Source organism: Pantoea sp. B623 (assembly GCF_024814475.1).
GTDB classification, from domain to species: Bacteria; Pseudomonadota; Gammaproteobacteria; order Enterobacterales; family Enterobacteriaceae; genus Pantoea; species Pantoea ananatis.
Genome location: NZ_JANUXM010000002.1, coordinates 42,326 through 59,970 on the forward strand (window position 1 = coordinate 42,326; position 17,645 = coordinate 59,970).

17 protein-coding genes are annotated in these 17,645 nt (G+C 53.4%); 7 read left to right on the forward strand and 10 right to left on the reverse strand.

Annotated features, from left to right (window positions below; translation table 11 throughout):
• Positions 1-10: 10 nt before the first annotated feature.
• Positions 11-1,588: an IS66 family transposase gene (gene tnpC / locus NXS97_RS00285; protein ID WP_259231496.1), complete on the forward strand. Its 1,578-nt coding sequence runs from the start codon at positions 11-13 to the stop codon at positions 1,586-1,588.
• Between the two features lie 4 nt (positions 1,589-1,592).
• Here tnpC and NXS97_RS00290 read toward each other — a convergent pair whose 3' ends face one another.
• Both NXS97_RS00290 and NXS97_RS00295 read right to left on the reverse strand, forming a co-directional pair.
• Positions 1,593-4,193 carry an autotransporter outer membrane beta-barrel domain-containing protein gene (locus NXS97_RS00290; protein WP_259231498.1) on the reverse strand — a complete coding sequence of 867 codons (2,601 nt, stop codon included), beginning with the start codon at positions 4,191-4,193 and terminating at the stop codon, positions 1,593-1,595.
• A gap of 582 nt (positions 4,194-4,775) precedes the next feature.
• A complete protein-coding gene (locus NXS97_RS00295) occupies positions 4,776-5,852 on the reverse strand; it encodes an acyltransferase (protein WP_259231500.1) in 1,077 nt (358 codons plus the stop codon).
• A 746-nt stretch (positions 5,853-6,598) separates the two neighbouring features.
• Here NXS97_RS00295 and NXS97_RS00300 point away from each other — a divergent pair.
• Both NXS97_RS00300 and NXS97_RS00305 read left to right on the forward strand, forming a co-directional pair.
• Positions 6,599-7,555, forward strand: a complete 957-nt coding sequence (locus NXS97_RS00300) for an LD-carboxypeptidase (protein WP_259231502.1) — start codon at positions 6,599-6,601, stop codon at positions 7,553-7,555.
• A 168-nt stretch (positions 7,556-7,723) separates the two neighbouring features.
• Positions 7,724-8,023 carry a hypothetical protein gene (locus NXS97_RS00305; RefSeq protein WP_259231503.1) on the forward strand — a complete coding sequence of 100 codons (300 nt, stop codon included), beginning with the start codon at positions 7,724-7,726 and terminating at the stop codon, positions 8,021-8,023.
• A 265-nt stretch (positions 8,024-8,288) separates the two neighbouring features.
• Here NXS97_RS00305 and NXS97_RS00310 read toward each other — a convergent pair whose 3' ends face one another.
• A complete protein-coding gene (locus NXS97_RS00310) occupies positions 8,289-8,531 on the reverse strand; it encodes an XRE family transcriptional regulator (protein ID WP_259231504.1) in 243 nt (80 codons plus the stop codon).
• 426 nt (positions 8,532-8,957) lie between these two features.
• Between NXS97_RS00310 and umuD the strand changes: the two genes are divergently transcribed.
• A complete protein-coding gene (gene umuD / locus NXS97_RS00315; RefSeq protein ID WP_259231505.1) occupies positions 8,958-9,407 on the forward strand; it encodes a translesion error-prone DNA polymerase V autoproteolytic subunit in 450 nt (149 codons plus the stop codon).
• An 8-nt stretch (positions 9,408-9,415) separates the two neighbouring features.
• Positions 9,416-10,690 (forward strand): translesion error-prone DNA polymerase V subunit UmuC, encoded by a 1,275-nt coding sequence (gene umuC, locus NXS97_RS00320; protein WP_259231573.1) that lies wholly within the window; start codon positions 9,416-9,418, stop codon positions 10,688-10,690.
• Between the two features lie 74 nt (positions 10,691-10,764).
• Here the strand turns inward: umuC and NXS97_RS00325 are convergent, their stop codons facing one another.
• From NXS97_RS00325 to NXS97_RS00355, 7 genes are all read right to left on the reverse strand, one after another.
• Complete coding sequence (locus NXS97_RS00325) at positions 10,765-11,451, reverse strand: hypothetical protein (RefSeq protein ID WP_259231506.1); 687 nt, start codon at positions 11,449-11,451, stop codon at positions 10,765-10,767.
• A 78-nt stretch (positions 11,452-11,529) separates the two neighbouring features.
• On the reverse strand, positions 11,530-11,772 hold the full coding sequence (locus NXS97_RS00330) for a hypothetical protein (RefSeq protein ID WP_210526113.1): 243 nt from the start codon (positions 11,770-11,772) through the stop codon (positions 11,530-11,532).
• 169 nt (positions 11,773-11,941) lie between these two features.
• The gene (locus NXS97_RS00335; protein ID WP_259231507.1) at positions 11,942-12,226 is read right to left on the reverse strand and encodes a molecular chaperone GroEL; all 285 of its coding nucleotides are present in this window, start codon (positions 12,224-12,226) and stop codon (positions 11,942-11,944) included.
• Positions 12,227-12,321: 95 nt separating this feature from the next.
• Positions 12,322-12,966: a ParA family protein gene (locus NXS97_RS00340; protein WP_259231508.1), complete on the reverse strand. Its 645-nt coding sequence runs from the start codon at positions 12,964-12,966 to the stop codon at positions 12,322-12,324.
• A 441-nt stretch (positions 12,967-13,407) separates the two neighbouring features.
• On the reverse strand, positions 13,408-13,863 hold the full coding sequence (locus NXS97_RS00345; protein ID WP_259231510.1) for a hypothetical protein: 456 nt from the start codon (positions 13,861-13,863) through the stop codon (positions 13,408-13,410).
• Positions 13,864-14,458: 595 nt separating this feature from the next.
• Positions 14,459-15,250, reverse strand: coding sequence for a site-specific integrase (locus tag NXS97_RS00350; protein ID WP_259231511.1), 792 nt, complete (start codon positions 15,248-15,250; stop codon positions 14,459-14,461).
• Complete coding sequence (locus NXS97_RS00355; RefSeq protein WP_259231512.1) at positions 15,234-16,094, reverse strand: GNAT family N-acetyltransferase; 861 nt, start codon at positions 16,092-16,094, stop codon at positions 15,234-15,236. Before NXS97_RS00355 ends, NXS97_RS00350 begins: the two co-directional genes overlap by 17 nt.
• 751 nt (positions 16,095-16,845) lie before the next feature.
• Here NXS97_RS00355 and vapB point away from each other — a divergent pair.
• Entirely contained in the window at positions 16,846-17,076 is a 231-nt protein-coding gene (vapB, locus tag NXS97_RS00360; RefSeq protein ID WP_259231513.1) for a type II toxin-antitoxin system VapB family antitoxin, read from the forward strand.
• Positions 17,073-17,486, forward strand: a complete 414-nt coding sequence (locus tag NXS97_RS00365; protein ID WP_259231514.1) for a type II toxin-antitoxin system VapC family toxin — start codon at positions 17,073-17,075, stop codon at positions 17,484-17,486. Before vapB ends, NXS97_RS00365 begins: the two co-directional genes overlap by 4 nt.
• Positions 17,487-17,645 lie beyond the last annotated feature (159 nt).

Consider the following 17,645-nt stretch of genomic DNA (forward strand, 5'->3'; position numbering starts at 1 on the left):
ATGTGAGCGCATGGAACGCTCACTTTCTGCAGAAAATGCCCGCCTCAGGGCGCTGCTGGACACACAGCAGCGAAGCCTTGAGCAGATGGCCGAAAACAACCGCCTCCTGTCACAACGGGTGGCGGCGTACGCCAGCGAAATCAGCCGGCTGAAAGCGCTGGTCGCGAAGCTGCAGCGGATGCAGTTCGGCAAAAGCTCCGAAAAGCTGCGTGAGAAAGCAGCGCGTCAGGTGCGAGAGGCAGAGGAGCGCATCAGCGCCCTGCAGGAAGAGATGGCAGAAGCTCTGGGTGAGCAGCATGACCCGGCACTCCCGCAGCCGCTGCGCCAGTCTTCCGCCCGTAAACCGCTGCCGGCCTCACTTCCCCGTGAAATCCGCCTTCTGTCGCCAGCCGAAGCCGCCTGTCCGGCGTGCGGCGGTAAGCTCAGCCCGCTGGGCTGCGACGCGTCGGAGCAGCTGGAGCTCATCAGCAGCGCCTTTAAGGTTATCGAAACACAGCGTCCGAAGCTGGCCTGCCGCAGGTGCGACCATATCGTTCAGGCTGCTATGCCGTCAAAACCCATAGAGCGCAGCTACGCCGGCCCGGGCCTGCTGGCGCGCATCGTCACGGCGAAGTTCGCGGAGCACACGCCTCACTACCGCCAGTCGGAAATATACCGCCGTCAGGGCGTGGAGCTTAGCCGGGCCACGCTGGGGCGTTGGTCCGGCGCGGTGAGTGAACTGCTGGCGCCGCTGTATGACCTGCTGAAACAGTACGTGCTGATGCCGGGCAAGGTGCACACCGACGATATCCCGGTACCGGTTCAGGAGCCGGGCAGCGGCAGAACGCGCACGGCCCGGCTGTGGGTGTACGTGCGGGATGACCGCAACGCGGGGTCGAAACTTCCGCCCGCGGTCTGGTTCGCGTACTCACCGGACCGTAAGGGAATGCATCCGCAGCAGCACCTTGAGGGGTACAGCGGTATCCTGCAGGCAGATGCGTACGCTGGCTATAACGCGCTGTACGGAGACGGTCGCATCACGGAGGCGGCCTGCATGGCGCACGCCCGGCGAAAAATCCACGACGTTCATGCCCGCACGCCGACCGGTATCACCACCGAAGCGCTGAAGCGCATCGGCGAGCTGTATGCCATCGAGGCGGAGATACGCGGAAGCCCGGCAGAGGAACGGCTGGCGGTCCGGAAAGCGCAGACCGTCCCTCTGATGCAGTCGCTGTATGACTGGATACAGGCGCAGATGACGGTGCTGTCGCGCCACTCGGATACGGCGAAGGCGTTTGCCTACCTGCTGAAACAGTGGAACGCGCTGAACCTGTACTGCAGCAACGGCTGGGCAGAAATCGACAACAATATCGCAGAGAACGCGCTGCGCGGGGTAGCCCTTGGCCGGAAAAACTGGCTGTTCGCCGGCTCCGACAGCGGCGGTGACCGGGCCGCCGTGTTGTATTCACTCATCGGCACCTGCCGGCTGAACGGCATCGACCCGGAGGCGTGGCTGAGTTACGTGCTCGGTCACATTCAGGACTGGCCGGTGAACCGACTGAGTGACCTGCTGCCCTTGAAAGCTGCCCTGCCGCCTGCAACAGGATGATGTCTCAGAACCGGTAGCTCACCTGCAGTGAACCCTGACTGTCGCGGTAGCCACCGGCCCCGGCCTGTTGGGTGAATACCACGGCGCCCGTCAGACTCTGCGAAAGACGCCCCTCCACGCCCGTTTTCAGCTCCGCGATATTACGGCTCCTCCGCACACCATCCGCGTCCTCGTTCATGCGCACGCCGTACACCTGTGTATTGTGCAGCCAGTTCACTTCCACGAACGGCTGGAACTCGCGCACGGTCTGCTGGTCTGCCCGGCTTTTCCCGTTCAGGTAAGTTCTGAGTCCGAGGCGGGTGGTAACGCCGTCGTTTGCCGTATCCTGCACGCGGGTGCCGCCCGCCTCGGTGTGGTCATCCGCCCGGATGCCGGACCAGATGAACTGCGCGTGCGGCTCAAGGAATACCCGGCTTTCCATACCGGTGTCACTCTGCCAGCTGTTTACCTGCCACGCGTAGCCTCCTTCCAGCGACGCTTTCAGCCCCTGGCTGTTATAGCGCTCCACCGGCAGCATGTCGCCGGATACCTCGTTGCGGAACCAGTTATATTGCGCCCACGTCTCTGCCCACGCGCCGGTCTTTGACTCCGCGTTCTGGTACCACGTGCCATAGGCCCCTGCGCTGTATCCGCTCACGCGGCCTTTCGCGTCCCGCCCGGTGAGACCGTTGTGCGAGCTGCTGTCTGCCCTGCCATATCCGCCCATGAGGCCGGCGTGAAGCGTGTCCGTACCGTTTGTTGAACCCTGAATAACATCACCGCCCAGTTGCAGCACGTAGCGGTTAGTCTGAGTACTATTCTGTCCATCTGCCATTGATGCCCGCCCGTGTCCGCCCAGGTTGCGCATCCACAGGCTGGTTGTCCGGTTTTCACCCGTTAACGGGTCGGTATAGCGCATTTCGCCGCTGCGATCCCGCATTGACAGGTCAAACAGGGTACTCGCCGCCTGCAGGTTGGCGGTATAGGCCGCCGCTTCCGGGCGGTACATTCTGACCAGCTCAGGAACAGGCTGAGGCTGAGGCTGGGGCTGGGGCTGGGGCTGGGGCTGAGGCAACACGGAGGTGAAACTTGTCAGGTACCAGCCTGCCGGGTCAGTGCCCGACACGTTTCCTTTACGCAGACTGTAGTCATAGGCCCCTGCGACCACGCGGTTACCCAGCGAGAATACCGCATCAGAACGTCCGCCCACGCTGATGAGCTGAATACCGTCCAGCGTCTGAGCGCCACCGCCGTTCTCATTGGTCACGAAGAGGGTGCTGGCACCGCGCGTATTCCCGGTCACCGCCAGACGGTCGGTCAGGGAGTCATCTCCGGCCAGTACGGTGCCCAGTGATACTGAGCTGCCAGGAAGTCCGGTATAGTCACCGTTAACGGTCAGGGTATTGCCGGCGCTGATCGGGGTCGGGTTCAGCACAAGGCTCCCGCGGTTGGTCAGGCTGGCGTTGATGGTGGAGGACGCGGTCTTTTCAGTACTAAAAAGAAGCGTGCCATTCTGGGACAGGGCGCCTTCAAGCACGCTGCCATTTTCCAGCGTCAGGGTGCCGTTGTTTACTGTACCGTTTACAGCCGCCCAGCGGGCAGAGGAAGAGAGGGTCAGCGAACTGCCGGAGTTGACGGTAATGTTGTCTACGCTGACGTTATTCGTGGCAGTGAAAGCTGCGTTGTTACTGCCGTCGCCCACGGACACGTTGGAGCCAGCCTGACCAGTCACTGCACCGTTAATAACTGCTCTGGAGCCACTGATATATATTGCTGAGTGACCAAGGTATACCGGCCCGTCAATCAATCCCGAGTTGTGAACACCGCCACTTATATTACCTGAGTTATAAACAGACCAGTTTCCCCCTCTTATTGTACCGCTGTTTTCAATCTGAGAGATGTTTCCGGCATTGCTGATTCCGGTGTCTGCGCCCTGAATGATTCCGGCAGACTCGTTTATAATACTGCCCACTGTTCCTTCATTGAGAATGCCATTGCCGACGGTGCCCGAGATGATGCCTGAGTTGCTAATCTGGCCTATCCGGTTGGTTATTCCACTCGTTGTGAGGTTGGTGATGCCGGTCGCCGCCCTGATTACCCCACTGTTAAGCACCGAATCAATCGATGAAAGATTATAAAGAGCCGTGGTGTAATTGTCTTTCCCGGTCAGGTCACTGTTCAGAGCCAGGCTGGTGATTGCTGAATCGTTCTGTAGAGTTCCGTTATTTGTAAAATCACCAATAAACCCTGAAACGTTATACACAGCGGCAATACCTGTCCCTCCGGTCACGGATATAAGTCCGTCATTAATAAAGTCATCAATGTGAGTTTCGTTTGACACTCCAGGCCCGTTACTGGCTATGCGTATACCCGTGTAAGCAGAAGTGATGGTGCCATCATTGCCAAACACTTCCAGATTGTTATCCGGAATATAGACCGCGACGCCCCCCACACCCTCACGGGTAACATCAACAGAAGCACCCTGAGCCACCGAGAAAAAACCCAGTGACGGCGAAACCGTACATTCTTCGGTTTCCTGACTGGTGACGGTCTGTGAATCTTCATCGGCAACCGAATCACAGACAGTGGCTGCCACTGATGAAAACGACAGTAAGTTTAAACTCATCAGGCTAACGGTCCACATTACGTGCTTTTTTTCATGAATCATTTTGAACCCCGTTCAGGAAAAAACTTCATAAAAACTGGCGTTAAATTAGCGAAGTCTGGTTTCATCAATACATATATCTGATGCTGTAAAGATTCCGGCCCAGACCAGTCATAGATTCCGATGTGGCCTAAACGCGTTTTTTGATTAAATTAATCCACAGATTCCGGTTTGTTCCGGCCAAAGATGGCCGTCTGTCGGAATCACGCATTTTTCACTTTCAGAACAACATGTAACACATCTTCCTGATAACTCACTCCAAAGGAGTGTCGCCCTGGCAAGGCTGAAACGCGCCTGAGAGCAGTTAAAGAACTGCCGCGCAAAAAATGTGAATTCCACCTGCGCAACAGGAACGTCTGAACCTGTCTGACTGGGTCACTCAATACAGATACAGCGAAGTGGCATGGCCCCTGCCGCAGCGGCTAACCGAAAGCGCAATCAGCTACCGTACATGATTTGTTACATCTCCGCTTTCGCCCAATAATGGTGTTTACAGGTGCAGTCCGGCCCCGCTGGTGTGTCCGACTCAAATGACTTTTCCCCTTAAGACTGGCCGCCTTGGGGGGCTCTTTTTAGCAAGATGATCCTGGTGATTTTTTTCCCTAACTGCACAGAGGGTATTTCAACCAGCCTGAACATCACTGACGCTATTACGGTGCTTACTGCAACTGAGAGTAAAAAAACAGCAGGATTTCCGTTTTGTAGCGCTGATGACGGTAACGCTTTTATTATAAAAATCAGTACTGGGTAATGAACCAGATAAAGTGAGTAAGAAATATCACCCAGAAATGACAGCGCGCGAATATTTACGGTTTTTGTATGGCAGCTCAGCGTAATGACCGAAGCCATAATTACCAGCGCCGGCCAGAAGCCCCCGCTCATGCCGAAAACCTGCGGCCCGGTGAGGGTGACAAAAGTGATGGCTAAAGCGAGAGCCACCCACGCCACTGCCCGGATAACGCGGGAGTCGCTTATTTTGTCATTCACCATCACTTCTGCCAGAAACATACCCGCAATGAATTCAGAAACAATCGTGTTACTGCCAATTTTAATCCAGCCCTGCCACCAGTGTGAGACAGCTATTTCGGGTGACATCTGTGAGGAAAGGCTGAAGCTGCCGTTGTAGGCGAGCTGAAATCCCACCATGGCAGTCATAAAAATCAGCGAACAGAGACAGCTGCGGTAGCGATAACTGAGACGCATGGAAAGGGCAAAAACGGCGTAGAACATGACTTCATAGGACAGTGTCCAGGGGGGCCCCAGCGGGCTGAAACCAAACGTTGGCCCCTGACTGCTGTAATCCTGAAGACAGAAATAAAGGACACATGACATCTGGCCGATGGTACGTTCAGGATAAACAAAAACAATCGAGGCGAGCCAGACCAGGAAAAGAGGAGGCCATATGCGGAAAAAACGCTTAATTAAAAATGTACCGGCTCCCTCCGGCACCTGGCGGGTGATGAACGTCATAATGAAACCACTGACGATGAAAAAAACATCGACGCCCAGGGCGCCGGGAATGTGGCTTACCCAGTAATCACCCAGAAAGGCAGAATTATGGGCAATGACCACAAGCAATGCCGCCAGTCCGCGTACGTACTGAATCGTCAGAATCCTCACGGGTATATAGCATCCTGTTCAGTCAGAAATAATTCAGAATTACTTAACTTATCAGCATTCCCCTTATCGCACCAGATGCCAGACGGCACTAAAAATGAGCGTAGGGCATGACGGGGCATACGGCAGACTCTTCCTCCTGACAAACCCTCACTGACGTTCAGTACTGGCGGCTGACCGGCGCTGAGCCCTGGCTGTCACGGTTACCACCGTTATGAAAAGACTGTTTTGGACACCGGTTTTCAGTGCCGGCGTTAAGCAGGATAATGCCAGAATTTCGCGGGAGGTGTGTTATTTTACCCGGGCGGTGAATCCCCCTCAGCGGCGGGGCTAAGCCACAAAAGGGGTGAAAGCCTTGGCCAATAAGCGGGTCAGGTTGTGGCTTTTCCTGACTCACCGGGAGGCACCCGGCACCGCTCGGTTTTCCTCAGGGAAAACTGACAGACGTAAACAAACGGACGTAATCGGGTCGGGCCCGGTTCTGCCCCACGGGCAGCCGGCATGCCCTGAACAGCTACCGTTTTCAGCAGACAAAAGCCCTGCGGGATTCCCTGCAGGGCTTTCTTATTCACCGCTGTCAGGAGGCAATTACAGTATTCAACATATTATTCAGGAGGATAAAAATGATTCAGGTAAATAACAGAAAGACCATAATACTATCGTTACCTCTCCTTTTGCTTTCACTGGCTGGCTGTACGCTCCCATCGCATCCCCCCGTCCAGAAGAACACGGTTCCCACCGAAACGCCTGTGAAAAAAGAGTGTTCCGGTCAGAATGGCAAAATATACCTGATTGCAAGCTCGTCGCAGTACGACGAAAAGGTCATCCCTGAGATTGAGGAGGCGTTCTCACGCCTGTGCTACGTCACTGACCTGCAATATCTTGACCAGAAGCCCACCCGGCTTGGTTACGTCAACACCGATGAGAAACGGGCAAAAACGCTTACCGACGCGCTCAGCGACAGGAATGTGCATTTTCTATGGTTTGTCAAAGGCGGTTCAGGGGCTCTGAACCTTTACCCGGCTCTTCATTCAAGCCGGAAACGTATTTCCTCATCCACACCGAAAATCATCGTCGGCTTCAGCGACGTGACCGCCGTTCACAGCTTTGTTAACCATGAACTGAACTGGCCCAGCGTGCATGGCGTTGTTGCCGCTTACAACATGAATATGAATGAAATTGACAAAAGCAAAACGCTTAACCTTAACAGCAGCCTGAATGAGGTGTTTGCCACGCTGTCTCACGGGGTGGATTACTCCGGCGTAGAGCCGCTGAATCTTCAGGCCATTAAAACGGTGACCGGTAAGATGGATGGAGGAAACCTTACGCTGGTCCAGTCGCTGTTCTCCACAAAGTATGAGGGCACTTATACGGACAAAATAATGATGCTTGAAGATACGGGTGTGACGGCAAAGCAGCTTGACCGGACCCTTCATCAGATTGAGTACAGCAGGAAATTTCATCCACGCGCCGTCGTATTTGGCCAGTTCTATAACCGGAATGCAGGTGATGCTGAAAAAAGCCTCTATAGAGAGGTGGTAAAGCATTTTGCAGAGCGTGTTAACTACCCCGTTTATTACTATCCTGAATTCGGAAACGGAGAAACCAACCGGCCCTTCATTCTGAATCACCGGGCCAGCATTTTGTGCAGCAGCGTACAACGGTTGTGTACTCTGAAGCAGTCACCTTTAAAAGCGGAGCAGTAACAGTAAAATTCTGCCAGCCAACCGCTGGCAGAAAGACAAACGCTCTGTGACCGTTTCAGTCTGTTTCGGGCAGTTCCACGAATAAGTTAACGTATTGTACTGTCGCTTAACTACCTCAAATTATTCTGTCAATACGGTCTGTATGTGACGTTTACGTTTAAGGCGCTTGTGACAGGAAAATTAAGTCTGGCGAAAACATTCTGGGGATGGGGATTCGGCGGAACCGCGCTGATTGTGGCCATCAGCAAGGCTGGTGCATATGCAGGCCATTACTGGGTGATCCCGGTGAGTCATGTACTGCAGGCCCTTCTTTCACTGGCGGTGCTGTCCGGCCTGACGTTCATCCTTAAGGAGAAGCACTCCTTTCTGGGTGTCTTACTCGGCGGCATCGCTTTTGCCATTTTTCTGGCGCACTTCATCCTGAGCGCAATATTTGCCGTGCGCTTTTCGTCAGTGATTTTTTTCTGATTACCGGCAGGCTTTAAAATGAGACGGAATGCTTCAGACAAAAAACCTGAACTGCGCAACTGAACCGGATGCCTCTCAGGACCGAAAGCCTTAATCCGGCTCTCTCAGGAGCGGTCTGGGGTGTAGGCGGTAACGCCTTCTTACAGACTGACAAATTTTCAGAGTACCACTTCACGGTACGTTAGTTATCATGAGTGTGCTGTGAGTTTCCAAAAGACTCATGATGGTAGTTACTGGTCCTTATTGCCCGGTTGCCCGGGCTTTTTTAACTTCCCTGACTGAGTTTCCTGAGTTCCGACATCGCCTGACGGACCATCCAGAAGCCGGGCGAGTAAAATACGCGGCCCAGCTTTTCTGCAACGGCAGGCGTGACCGTCAGTCTGTCCCGCAGAATAAGCCGGACCTCATGCTCCGGCAGCCTCGAACGCCGGCAGAATTTGTCCACGCTCATGTCGTATTCGGCCAGCAAGGCCGCCAGAAAACGGCCCACTGATTCATGCTCATCCATAAAAGCTTCCTTCGTCCGTGATTTTCACCCGAGCATAAAACATGCACCTGCCCTGTTCAACTTTCACACAGCCAGATAATACCGCCCTTAAAACGTGAGCCGGCAACGCTCGCCGCAGAACATGGCTGAGGCGTACCGCAGCGGAGCGAGGAACGAACAGCCGTGTCGAGGAAGCGTCACTTCACCTGGGCCTGCAAAGACTGCTTACGCTCTCCCCTGACTGAAACTGCCCGACAAAAAAATAATTAGCCTGCTCAGTAACATAGGCATCCCTTTGGCAGAGTACCGTTTCGTTCCTCTTGCCATGCGCCTCCGGCTCAATAATACTGTTTTTATATACAGTGTTATTTAGGGGGGGAAATTTACTATGTCAGACTCACTCACAACCGCCCCGGCCTCAGGCCATTCAGTCCGGAGAACGGCACCATGAAAGCGACGTCCTCCCGGGGCGGACTGACGGTATTCAGGCCTGCCGACATCCGTCCCGTGATGCGCATCCCGCTGTTTGTTGAGCGCTGCGCCGCCGGGTTCCCCTCCCCTGCCACCGATTATGTCGAAAGCGAGCTGGACCTGAACGAGCTCTGCATCACACACCGGGCCGCCACGTTTTTCGTGCGCGCCAGCGGCAGCAGTATGGAAGACCTGGGCCTGTACGACGGGGACGTGATGGTCGTCGATCGCGCGAAGGAAGCCACCCACGGTGACATCGTCATCGCGGAGGTCGGCGGGGAGTTCACCGTCAAGCGCCTGCAGCTGCACCCACAGATTGCCCTGCGCCCGATGAACCCGGCCTATCCGGTGATTTACCCGGAGGAGCTGCACCTGCTGGGCGTGGTCACCTGGTTTTTCCACAATACCGAGGCGCGCCGGAGGTAATCATGCCGATGTTTGGTCTGGCTGACGTCAACAGCTTCTATGCGTCCTGTGAGGCCCTTTTCCGGCCTGATTTGCGGGGAAAACCTGTCGTCGTCCTTTCGAACAACGACGGCTGCGTCATAGCAAGAAGCAAAGCGGCCAAAGCCCTGGGCATAAAAATGGGGGTGCCGTGGTTTCAGTTAAAAGCGCTGGATTTTTCTGAAAAGGTTCACATTTTCAGCTCAAACTACGCCTTATATCATTCATTATCGCAGAGAACCATGTCAGCACTTGAGGAAATGACGCCCAGAGTCGAGCAGTACTCCATCGATGAAATGTTCCTCGATCTGACCGGCATCGATGGCTGTGAGGACTTTGAGCACTTCGGCCACCGGCTGCGCGCCCATGTTCTGGCCAGAACCGGACTGACGATTGGCGCCGGCATCGGACCGACCAAAACGCTCGCCAAATCAGCCCAGTGGGCCTCTAAAGAGTGGCCGCAGTTTAAGGGCGTGCTGGCGCTGACGCCCGGGAACCCGAAGCGGACCGAGGCGCTGCTGATGCGCCAGCCGGTCGAGGAAATCTGGGGCGTCGGGCGCCGCGTCGGTAAAAAACTGAACCTGCTCGGCATCACCAACGCGCTCGAGCTGGCACGCACGCACCCCGCCTTCATCCGGAAGAACTTTTCGGTGGTGCTGGAAAGGACGGTGCGGGAGCTGAACGGCGAAGCGTGCATTCCCCTCGAGGAGATGCCGCCGGCAAAGCAGCAGATTGTCTGCAGCCGCAGTTTCGGTTCACGCATTACCACCAAAGTGGCCATGCAGCAGGCCCTGTGCCAGTACGCCACGCGCGCCGCTGAGAAGCTGCGGGGCGAACGCCAGTACTGCAGGCACATCAGCGTGTTTGTCCGGACATCGCCGCATGCCGTCGGCGAGACATTCTACGGCAATACGGCCGGGGAAAAACTCACCCTGCCCACGCAGGACACGCGGGACATTATCGGCGTGGCCATGCGCGCACTGGACCGCATCTGGATTGATGGCCACCGGTACATGAAGGCCGGTGTCATGCTTGATGACTTCACGCCTCACGGCGTCAGCCAGCTCAACCTGTTTGACGACAACCGGCCGCGGGAGAACAGCGCACAGCTGATGCAGGTGCTGGACGGCATTAACCAGTCAGGCCTGGGACGGGTATGGTTTGCGGGTCAGGGAATTGATACGGAGTGGAAGATGAAGCGGGACATGCTGTCACCGGCGTGGACGACGCGCTGGAGCGATATACCGGTTGCCCGGGTAATCTGAACCAGCGCACAGAGCAGGTGACTGTGCGAACGTCATTCAGACTTCATGTCATCAGGACTGAACCGGTGGAGTCCTTATTTTGAGTGTAACTCATCAATAAGTACGATCCTGTCACCTGTGGGGGAGATGACATTCAGGTTTTCGTCGGCGGCGCTTCGTAAATCTTCCATGCTCTGTACCACAGATGCCACCGTCATGACTGACGAGAAGCGTAAGAACGGATCGTTATTCCCTGCCACTACGGGTACAGCGGGAAAGAAAATGGATGCCGTCGGCTCGCCGAGAATATCGCGGATGCGTGACAGTTTCTCGTCCGTCAGCGAGGCCGCAAATGCTCGCTGTCTTGCCCCACTCAGCTCTTTCACGCTGATCGTGACTTCCACCCTGTTGGCCGGTTTAGACGGCCGAAGTTTAGAGAGGTCACGCAGATCTTCCTGCAGCGTTTTGTCGATAAGCACGACGGTCATGAGTTTGCCTGCTTCAAACACGAGCTGGTATTCCACCCAGTAAATCAGCTTTTGATTGCACTCTTTAACCGATGTGTAGATATCGACTGTGCCCGTATGCGGCACAGGCACCGCGGCGGACTCCCCTGCCCCGGCATCACTGACATTCCTGTAGAGCTGTCCGTTAAAGATACAGTAATCGGCCATGCCGTATTCCATATCCAGGTCTTTGGTCTGGAAATACTGGCCATTGTGGCTGCGGTCAAACCCTTCGTGAGTAATGTTAACCGGCCGGATATCGCTGAAGCTGCTCATGGTGCCTGCCTTGATTATTAATTTTTAGACTGTCGTTAAGCTGCGCGCAGAGGTTCATCGGAAACTTAAGCTCAGGTTTCAGCGCTGCTGCTTGTTCTTTTTCCAGGTATCATTGGCCAGAAAAGCTGATCGGGTGATAAAAACGCCCCAAAACAGCTGGAGTACCACTTTGGCAATCACACTTTCGATAACCCCTAACAGAAGTGGAGCTATACACGCCATTCCGAGTAAAAAGCCCCATTCAGCCGCACTTTTTCTGTCTTTGCCCGTGAGCTTTTTTATCCCCAGATATCCTGATACCAGTAATAAAACTTTGTTCATTGATACCTCCATATGAGTACATTATCTAATAGTCTAAAGAATTATCTGAAAGCTTTTAAGTACACCTAAAATGCACATCAGATATGCATTAGATATTCTTTGCATACACAAAGCGTATGCAAAATGCGCTCTTTAGATATCTATCTTGTACTCTTTTGTCTGCTTTTTATTAATTTTCCAGGGCTCCGTCATTTTCAAGCTTCTCACGCAGCGCTTCCAGAATATAAGCACTGAAATCGAGCGATGTTTTGTTGGAGGCCTTTAGTTGAGCATGGGCTTCAAAATAGGTTTCGGGCACAGCCCTGAGATTTTTGCTCCGAGCTTTGCTTTTGGCGACTTGCTTAGGATCGACGGCATTTTTCTCAGTTTGGGTCGGTGAGGTTTTGAGCTTTGCTGAACTCATTAACCCAGCAAGCTTTTCATGTTGATTTGCGAAATCGAGCTTTTTATTCATTGGTACACCATAGGATATTCAATAGATATTCGAAAGATATACATAGCATACACCATAAATACACATTGTGTATTCTTTGTGAGCCTTATGTGTACTTACTTGCTTTGAATAATCTCTACCATTTCTTCCACCATTGAAATAACTTCTTTACCACCTGCAGTAACGCGACCATGAACAGACTCGGTTATACCAAACCCCGTTTCGATTGTTTCTTCGAAGTCTTGCGTGCGGTACGACAGCCGGCTCTTCATTAATTTGATGTGATTGAACGATGGAAGCAAAGCCTCTAATTTTGGGTAGTGCTTTTTGTTAGGGTTAGTTTTGCATAGGAACAAATGAGCCTCTACATGTTGTCCTATGATTTCACTTATCTCTCCTAGCACCCTGTCAAAACTCATGAGCCCTATTCTCTCGGTCAGAGAATCTTTAGCTGGGACGATAATCAGGTCTGCAAAAGCGACGGCTGTACGAGTCATATCGGAGTCGAAGCCACCACAATCGATAAATAAGATATCATCGCTGTCTTTAAACGGGCTAATTTCTTGTACCAACTCTTCTTGAGTTTCAGGAATTGAAATGGGGATCTGCCTTTCTTCTGGACGTAAACCATGAATAATTGAAAGGCCCTTGTGAGTATCTAAATCTAGAGCTTTAGCTGGTTTCAGTTCACCTGCAACATGTACAGCTGAAGTAGTCTTTCCTGCCCCACCCTTGTTATGTGCCATTACAATAACTGTCATATTAGCCACCGTTTGTATATCTAACAAATGCGCCATGTATACATTTAATGCGCACAACAAAACCACTTAGGATATTCGTTAGATATTCAATGAATATCTACGAATCAATCTTTTATATCACTGAATAATATTACGTGCAAGTAAATCATGTACTCAATGAGAACACGTTGGATACTCAAAAGGCACACAAAGAACATCCATTAGATACACATCGTGTATACGATAGGTACCTATAAAGTTAATGGGCATATCGCAGGGCAGGGCAGGGCAGGGCAGGGCAGGGCAGGGCAGGGCAGGGCAGGGCAGGGCAGGGCAGGGCAGGGCAGGGCAGGGCAGGGCATTTTGGGAAATTGTTTTAACAGTGCAAGTATGAATAGTTTCTTAAGGAAAAGGACAACGCAGTTTTGGGGGAAGAACTAAGATAAGAATTTATGTGGAATTTTACTTATTGTCTTTGTCGATGTGGTGTCGTACGTATTTACGCTGTTGATCTTTCAAGATTCTAGTTTTTTTTCCATAAGGCATGAACATAAAATCATGATCAATCATGGTTAAAATAACAGCCTTTTCATATTGTTGCTGAGGGATAATCTCACCTTTAAAAGTGATGATTACAAGTGGGTCATTTTCATCTTTAAGGACACGCGCATGATAGAAATCATCATAAGCAGGTGATGCACCAGGATCAGAAATAGAGGATTTTACCATTCCATATGCAATGCGATTATGGACGGCATTATCGAAAACTTCTATGTAACCTTGGGTTTCCCATAATTCCTGAAGATCAAGAATGTCGTCTTCATAAGAGTCGACAACATCTTGATCAAATCCGAATTTGTCGCTTGTGGTAGCAAATTTATTTGCAATCTCAACGCGCGAAATGGTGATCTTTGCCAACGGTCAAGCCTTCCTTTTCTCGATCTGAAGCACGCATTGCCCGGAACTGAGCACGACGTTCATCCCTTGAACCACGAAGATGTACACTTCCGGACTCACTAGAGTCTCGAAGGTAAGCAGCAATCTGTTCTTGAGATAAAAGATTTTGGTTGTTCATATGAACCTCCATTGATTAACACTCACAGTATAAACTGTATGCAACCAGAAAAACAGTCAAACCTATTTTTGAGAGATCCTGCTGGCCACGAAACCATCTCTGATGATGAGCATCAAAAACAAATAATTCCACACTAAAATTATTAGCTGAAAAACCATTTATGTTACTCAATTCCTTAAGCTTAGTTTGAACTGATAGAAATTTTCAATAGCATGAAACTTAATAGCGCACAATCATTTTAGTTACTGATTTTATAGTACCTTAAGTTACTATACCAATCGAAACTTGAAGCCCCAATGCTCTACTTTTGACCATAATTTCTTTACGGATTAAAAAAATGGTCATTTTAAGTAGCCAATATATTAATAGCCAATTTAAACCGCGTACTGATATTATTGGCCTGTAAAAACACACAGGCCAAATAGAGTATACCCGCCGTCATTCCTTCCTCAGCATCGCCACCGCTTCATTACCCGGCATGTGAAACTGCACCCGGTGACGCGCCGCCACGTCCAGCGCAAACACTTTCGTATAGACCTCCGTTGACTTCAGGCTCTTGTGACCCATCAGGCTCTGCAGCGCCTTGAGCGGAATCCCCGCGTAAAGCATGTGCATGGCGTAGCTGTGCCGGAAAGTGTGCGGCGTTACCGGCACCGAGAAGGTCACACCGTCGGCCGCAGCGGCCGCCACGGCTTCATTGATCCAGGTCCTGACGGTGCGGTCGGTCACGCTCCAGAGCCGCACCTTTTCCGTCCGGCCGGTGTCAGGATTGCGCCGTTCGACCGGGATCCGCAGCGTGGCGACCATCATCTCCAGCTGGGCGATGTACTGCGGATCGGACAGCGGAACCAGCCGGTGCGGCACCACCCCGGACGGTGCGCGCCCGGGGCCACGGGCCGCCTTCTCACCACGTTGTTTCAGGGTGGCCAGCTGCACAAACGGGTGGGGCGGCGTCAGGGTGAAGTCGGCCCGCGTCAGGGCCAGCGCCTCGTTGATGCGCGCGCCGGTGTTCCACATGGTGGTCAGCAGCATCTTCCGGTGCAGGTCCGGTACGTAATGCAGCAGGGCACTGACCTCCGGCGCCAGCAGGTATCTGGGTAAGTCGTCAATCAGCGCCGCCATCTGTCGCAGCGCCAGCGCCGCCGGATAATCGATCGCGACAGGCAGTAAAGCAGGGGTCGCCGCGGACGCCTGTGTCGGGTAAATCTGCAGGTCAGTCTTGATTGTCATGTCTCCGTTGTGAAGGCTTCAGGTCATCAGGCTGGCCGTCCGTCCTGCCCGCCTTCGTTCTTTCAAACAGGCGGTCTGCCCTGTTCAGCAGATAAAACAGCCCGGCCCACAGTCCCGTGACAAGACGCTCCTTCCACTGACGTTCAGTCAGGAAGCAGATACGTTCAGCCTGCCTTGCCACTTTCGCCTTCAGGTAATCAAGCTCTTCCTGTTGTTGCGTGCACGTCCGGCTCAGCTCGCTGACGGCCAGGTCCAGGCGAACGGCAGCCAGCGAAGAGCGCCGGCCTCTGGGGAACCGGAGATCACGGATACGCAAAGAAAAGGACTCATCACTGTTCTCTGCAAACCGGAAACCCAGCCCGCGCCAGAAGTTCTCACGCCGCAGGTAATTTTCTTCATCAGCATCGTCCCGGACTGAAAGACTGATACGGCGAACACGCATATCCGCGGGCAGGGTTCTGGCCCAGCAGACAAGCTGCTGCATGATCCAGGATCCCAAACCGCGCCCCCTCAGTCTGCTGTCAATAACGAAATCCCCGCCGGTCAGATCCAGAAATGAATACTCACTGTCGTCCGGACGGATGTAGGTTCTCAGCACAGCCGCAAAAGTCTGGTCCAGGGTATTGCCTTCATACTGGCAACTGAGAAAAAGCGTGCATGAAAGCCCATCCTCATAGCGATCGCCACCTACAGTCCGGACAGCGACTATCTTGCAGGCCGGTATAAGATGTCCTTCCGTCTGTATTTCCGGCAGAGTCAGCAGCCACGCATTTTCATTTTCCCTGAACCGCATCTCTTCCAATGCGCTGGCGCCCTCCGGCCGCCCGTGAGTAATACGGTCCATTCATCCTCCTTTTCCTTAAAGACGATCCGCCCTCACGCGGTGCCCGCACTGAGCAGCAGCATGGTTCTGTCCTGAGGACTGTCAGAAACCGGAGCTGAGCATCAGGCAGCGATACAGGACGCTGAAGTAATAACAGATCCCGCCACTGCCTTCTGCTCATCAAAACCGGTAACGCCCTGAACAGTTACGCAGCAAACATATCCGTACAGATATTGTCACTGACGCTTCACTGATTCATTCATAAAAGTTCGACACAAGATTATCAGACCCCATTTATTTTCCTGAGTAACTGACACCCACATGACGGTCACGCCCGAACAAATAACCTATTTTATAATCACCCATATGACGGATAACCTGCTTATATTCCCGCACTGCAATTACCGGAAGCCGTTCTTCAACGGATCCGACTTTTTCCGATTATGGCAGTAACCGGAAGGGTAGCACGGCGGCGGGGCGGGCGGAAGCGGGGTTTTCCGGGCGGGTTTCCGCTGACGCATCCCCTATGTTGTGTCGTGTTCAGATGGGTGAGCCACAACATGTGGTGTGCTGCGCAGAAAACCGCCGCTCAGGAGGAAAGATCCGGTTCAGGCTTTTTTCGGATCTCAGCTGAAAATGCGAGAAGAAAGACTATACCTGACATATCCATATGCCTGACATCTGCATATGTAAAACATATACAAATACACCTGACAGGCATATACTACACATATGTGATAAAGCGTCATGCATGATCACCAGGAGGAAAACCATGCGAACAGTTTCGATTTTTAAAAACGGCAGCAACCGTGCCATCCGTCTGCCCCGTGACCTGGATTTTGACGGGGTGAGCGAGCTGGAGATCGTCCGGGAAGGGGACAGCATCATTCTGCGTCCCGTCCGGCCGACCTGGGGCTCATTCTCGGAGCTCGAAAAAGCCGACCCGGACTTCATGGCGGAGCGCGGGGACGTCGTCAGCGACGAAGGACGGTTTGACCTGTGAACAGGATTTATATGCTCGACACGAACATCTGCTCGTTCATCATGCGCGAGCAGCCGGAAGCGGTGCTGAAGCGCCTTGAGCAGGCGGTGCTCCGCGGCCACCGTATCGTGGTCTCAGCCATCACCTATGCCGAAATGCGCTTTGGCGCCACCGGTCCGAAGGCCTCGCCGCGCCACGCGCAGCTGGTTGAGGCGTTCTGCGCCCGCCTCGACGCCATCCTTCCGTGGGACCGTCCCGCAGTGGACGCCACCACTGATATCAAAGTGGCACTGAGGCTGGCCGGCACGCCGATCGGCCCGAACGACACGGCCATCGCCGGGCACGCCATCGCCGCCGGTGCCATTCTGGTGACGAATAATACGCGGGAGTTTGAGCGGGTGCCGGGCCTGACCCTGGAAGACTGGGTATAACAGGCGGCGCACCCGTCTTTCACCGTTCCGGCCCGGTTCCCCTGTCCGCACGGACTTTCACTGGCGGAGGGTTCCGCCCCCTGACCGTCGCTCACCCAGAGCAAGTCTGACAAGCCGCACTGCCTCGTTCTGCGCCGTGACGACACGCTTTTTCAGGTA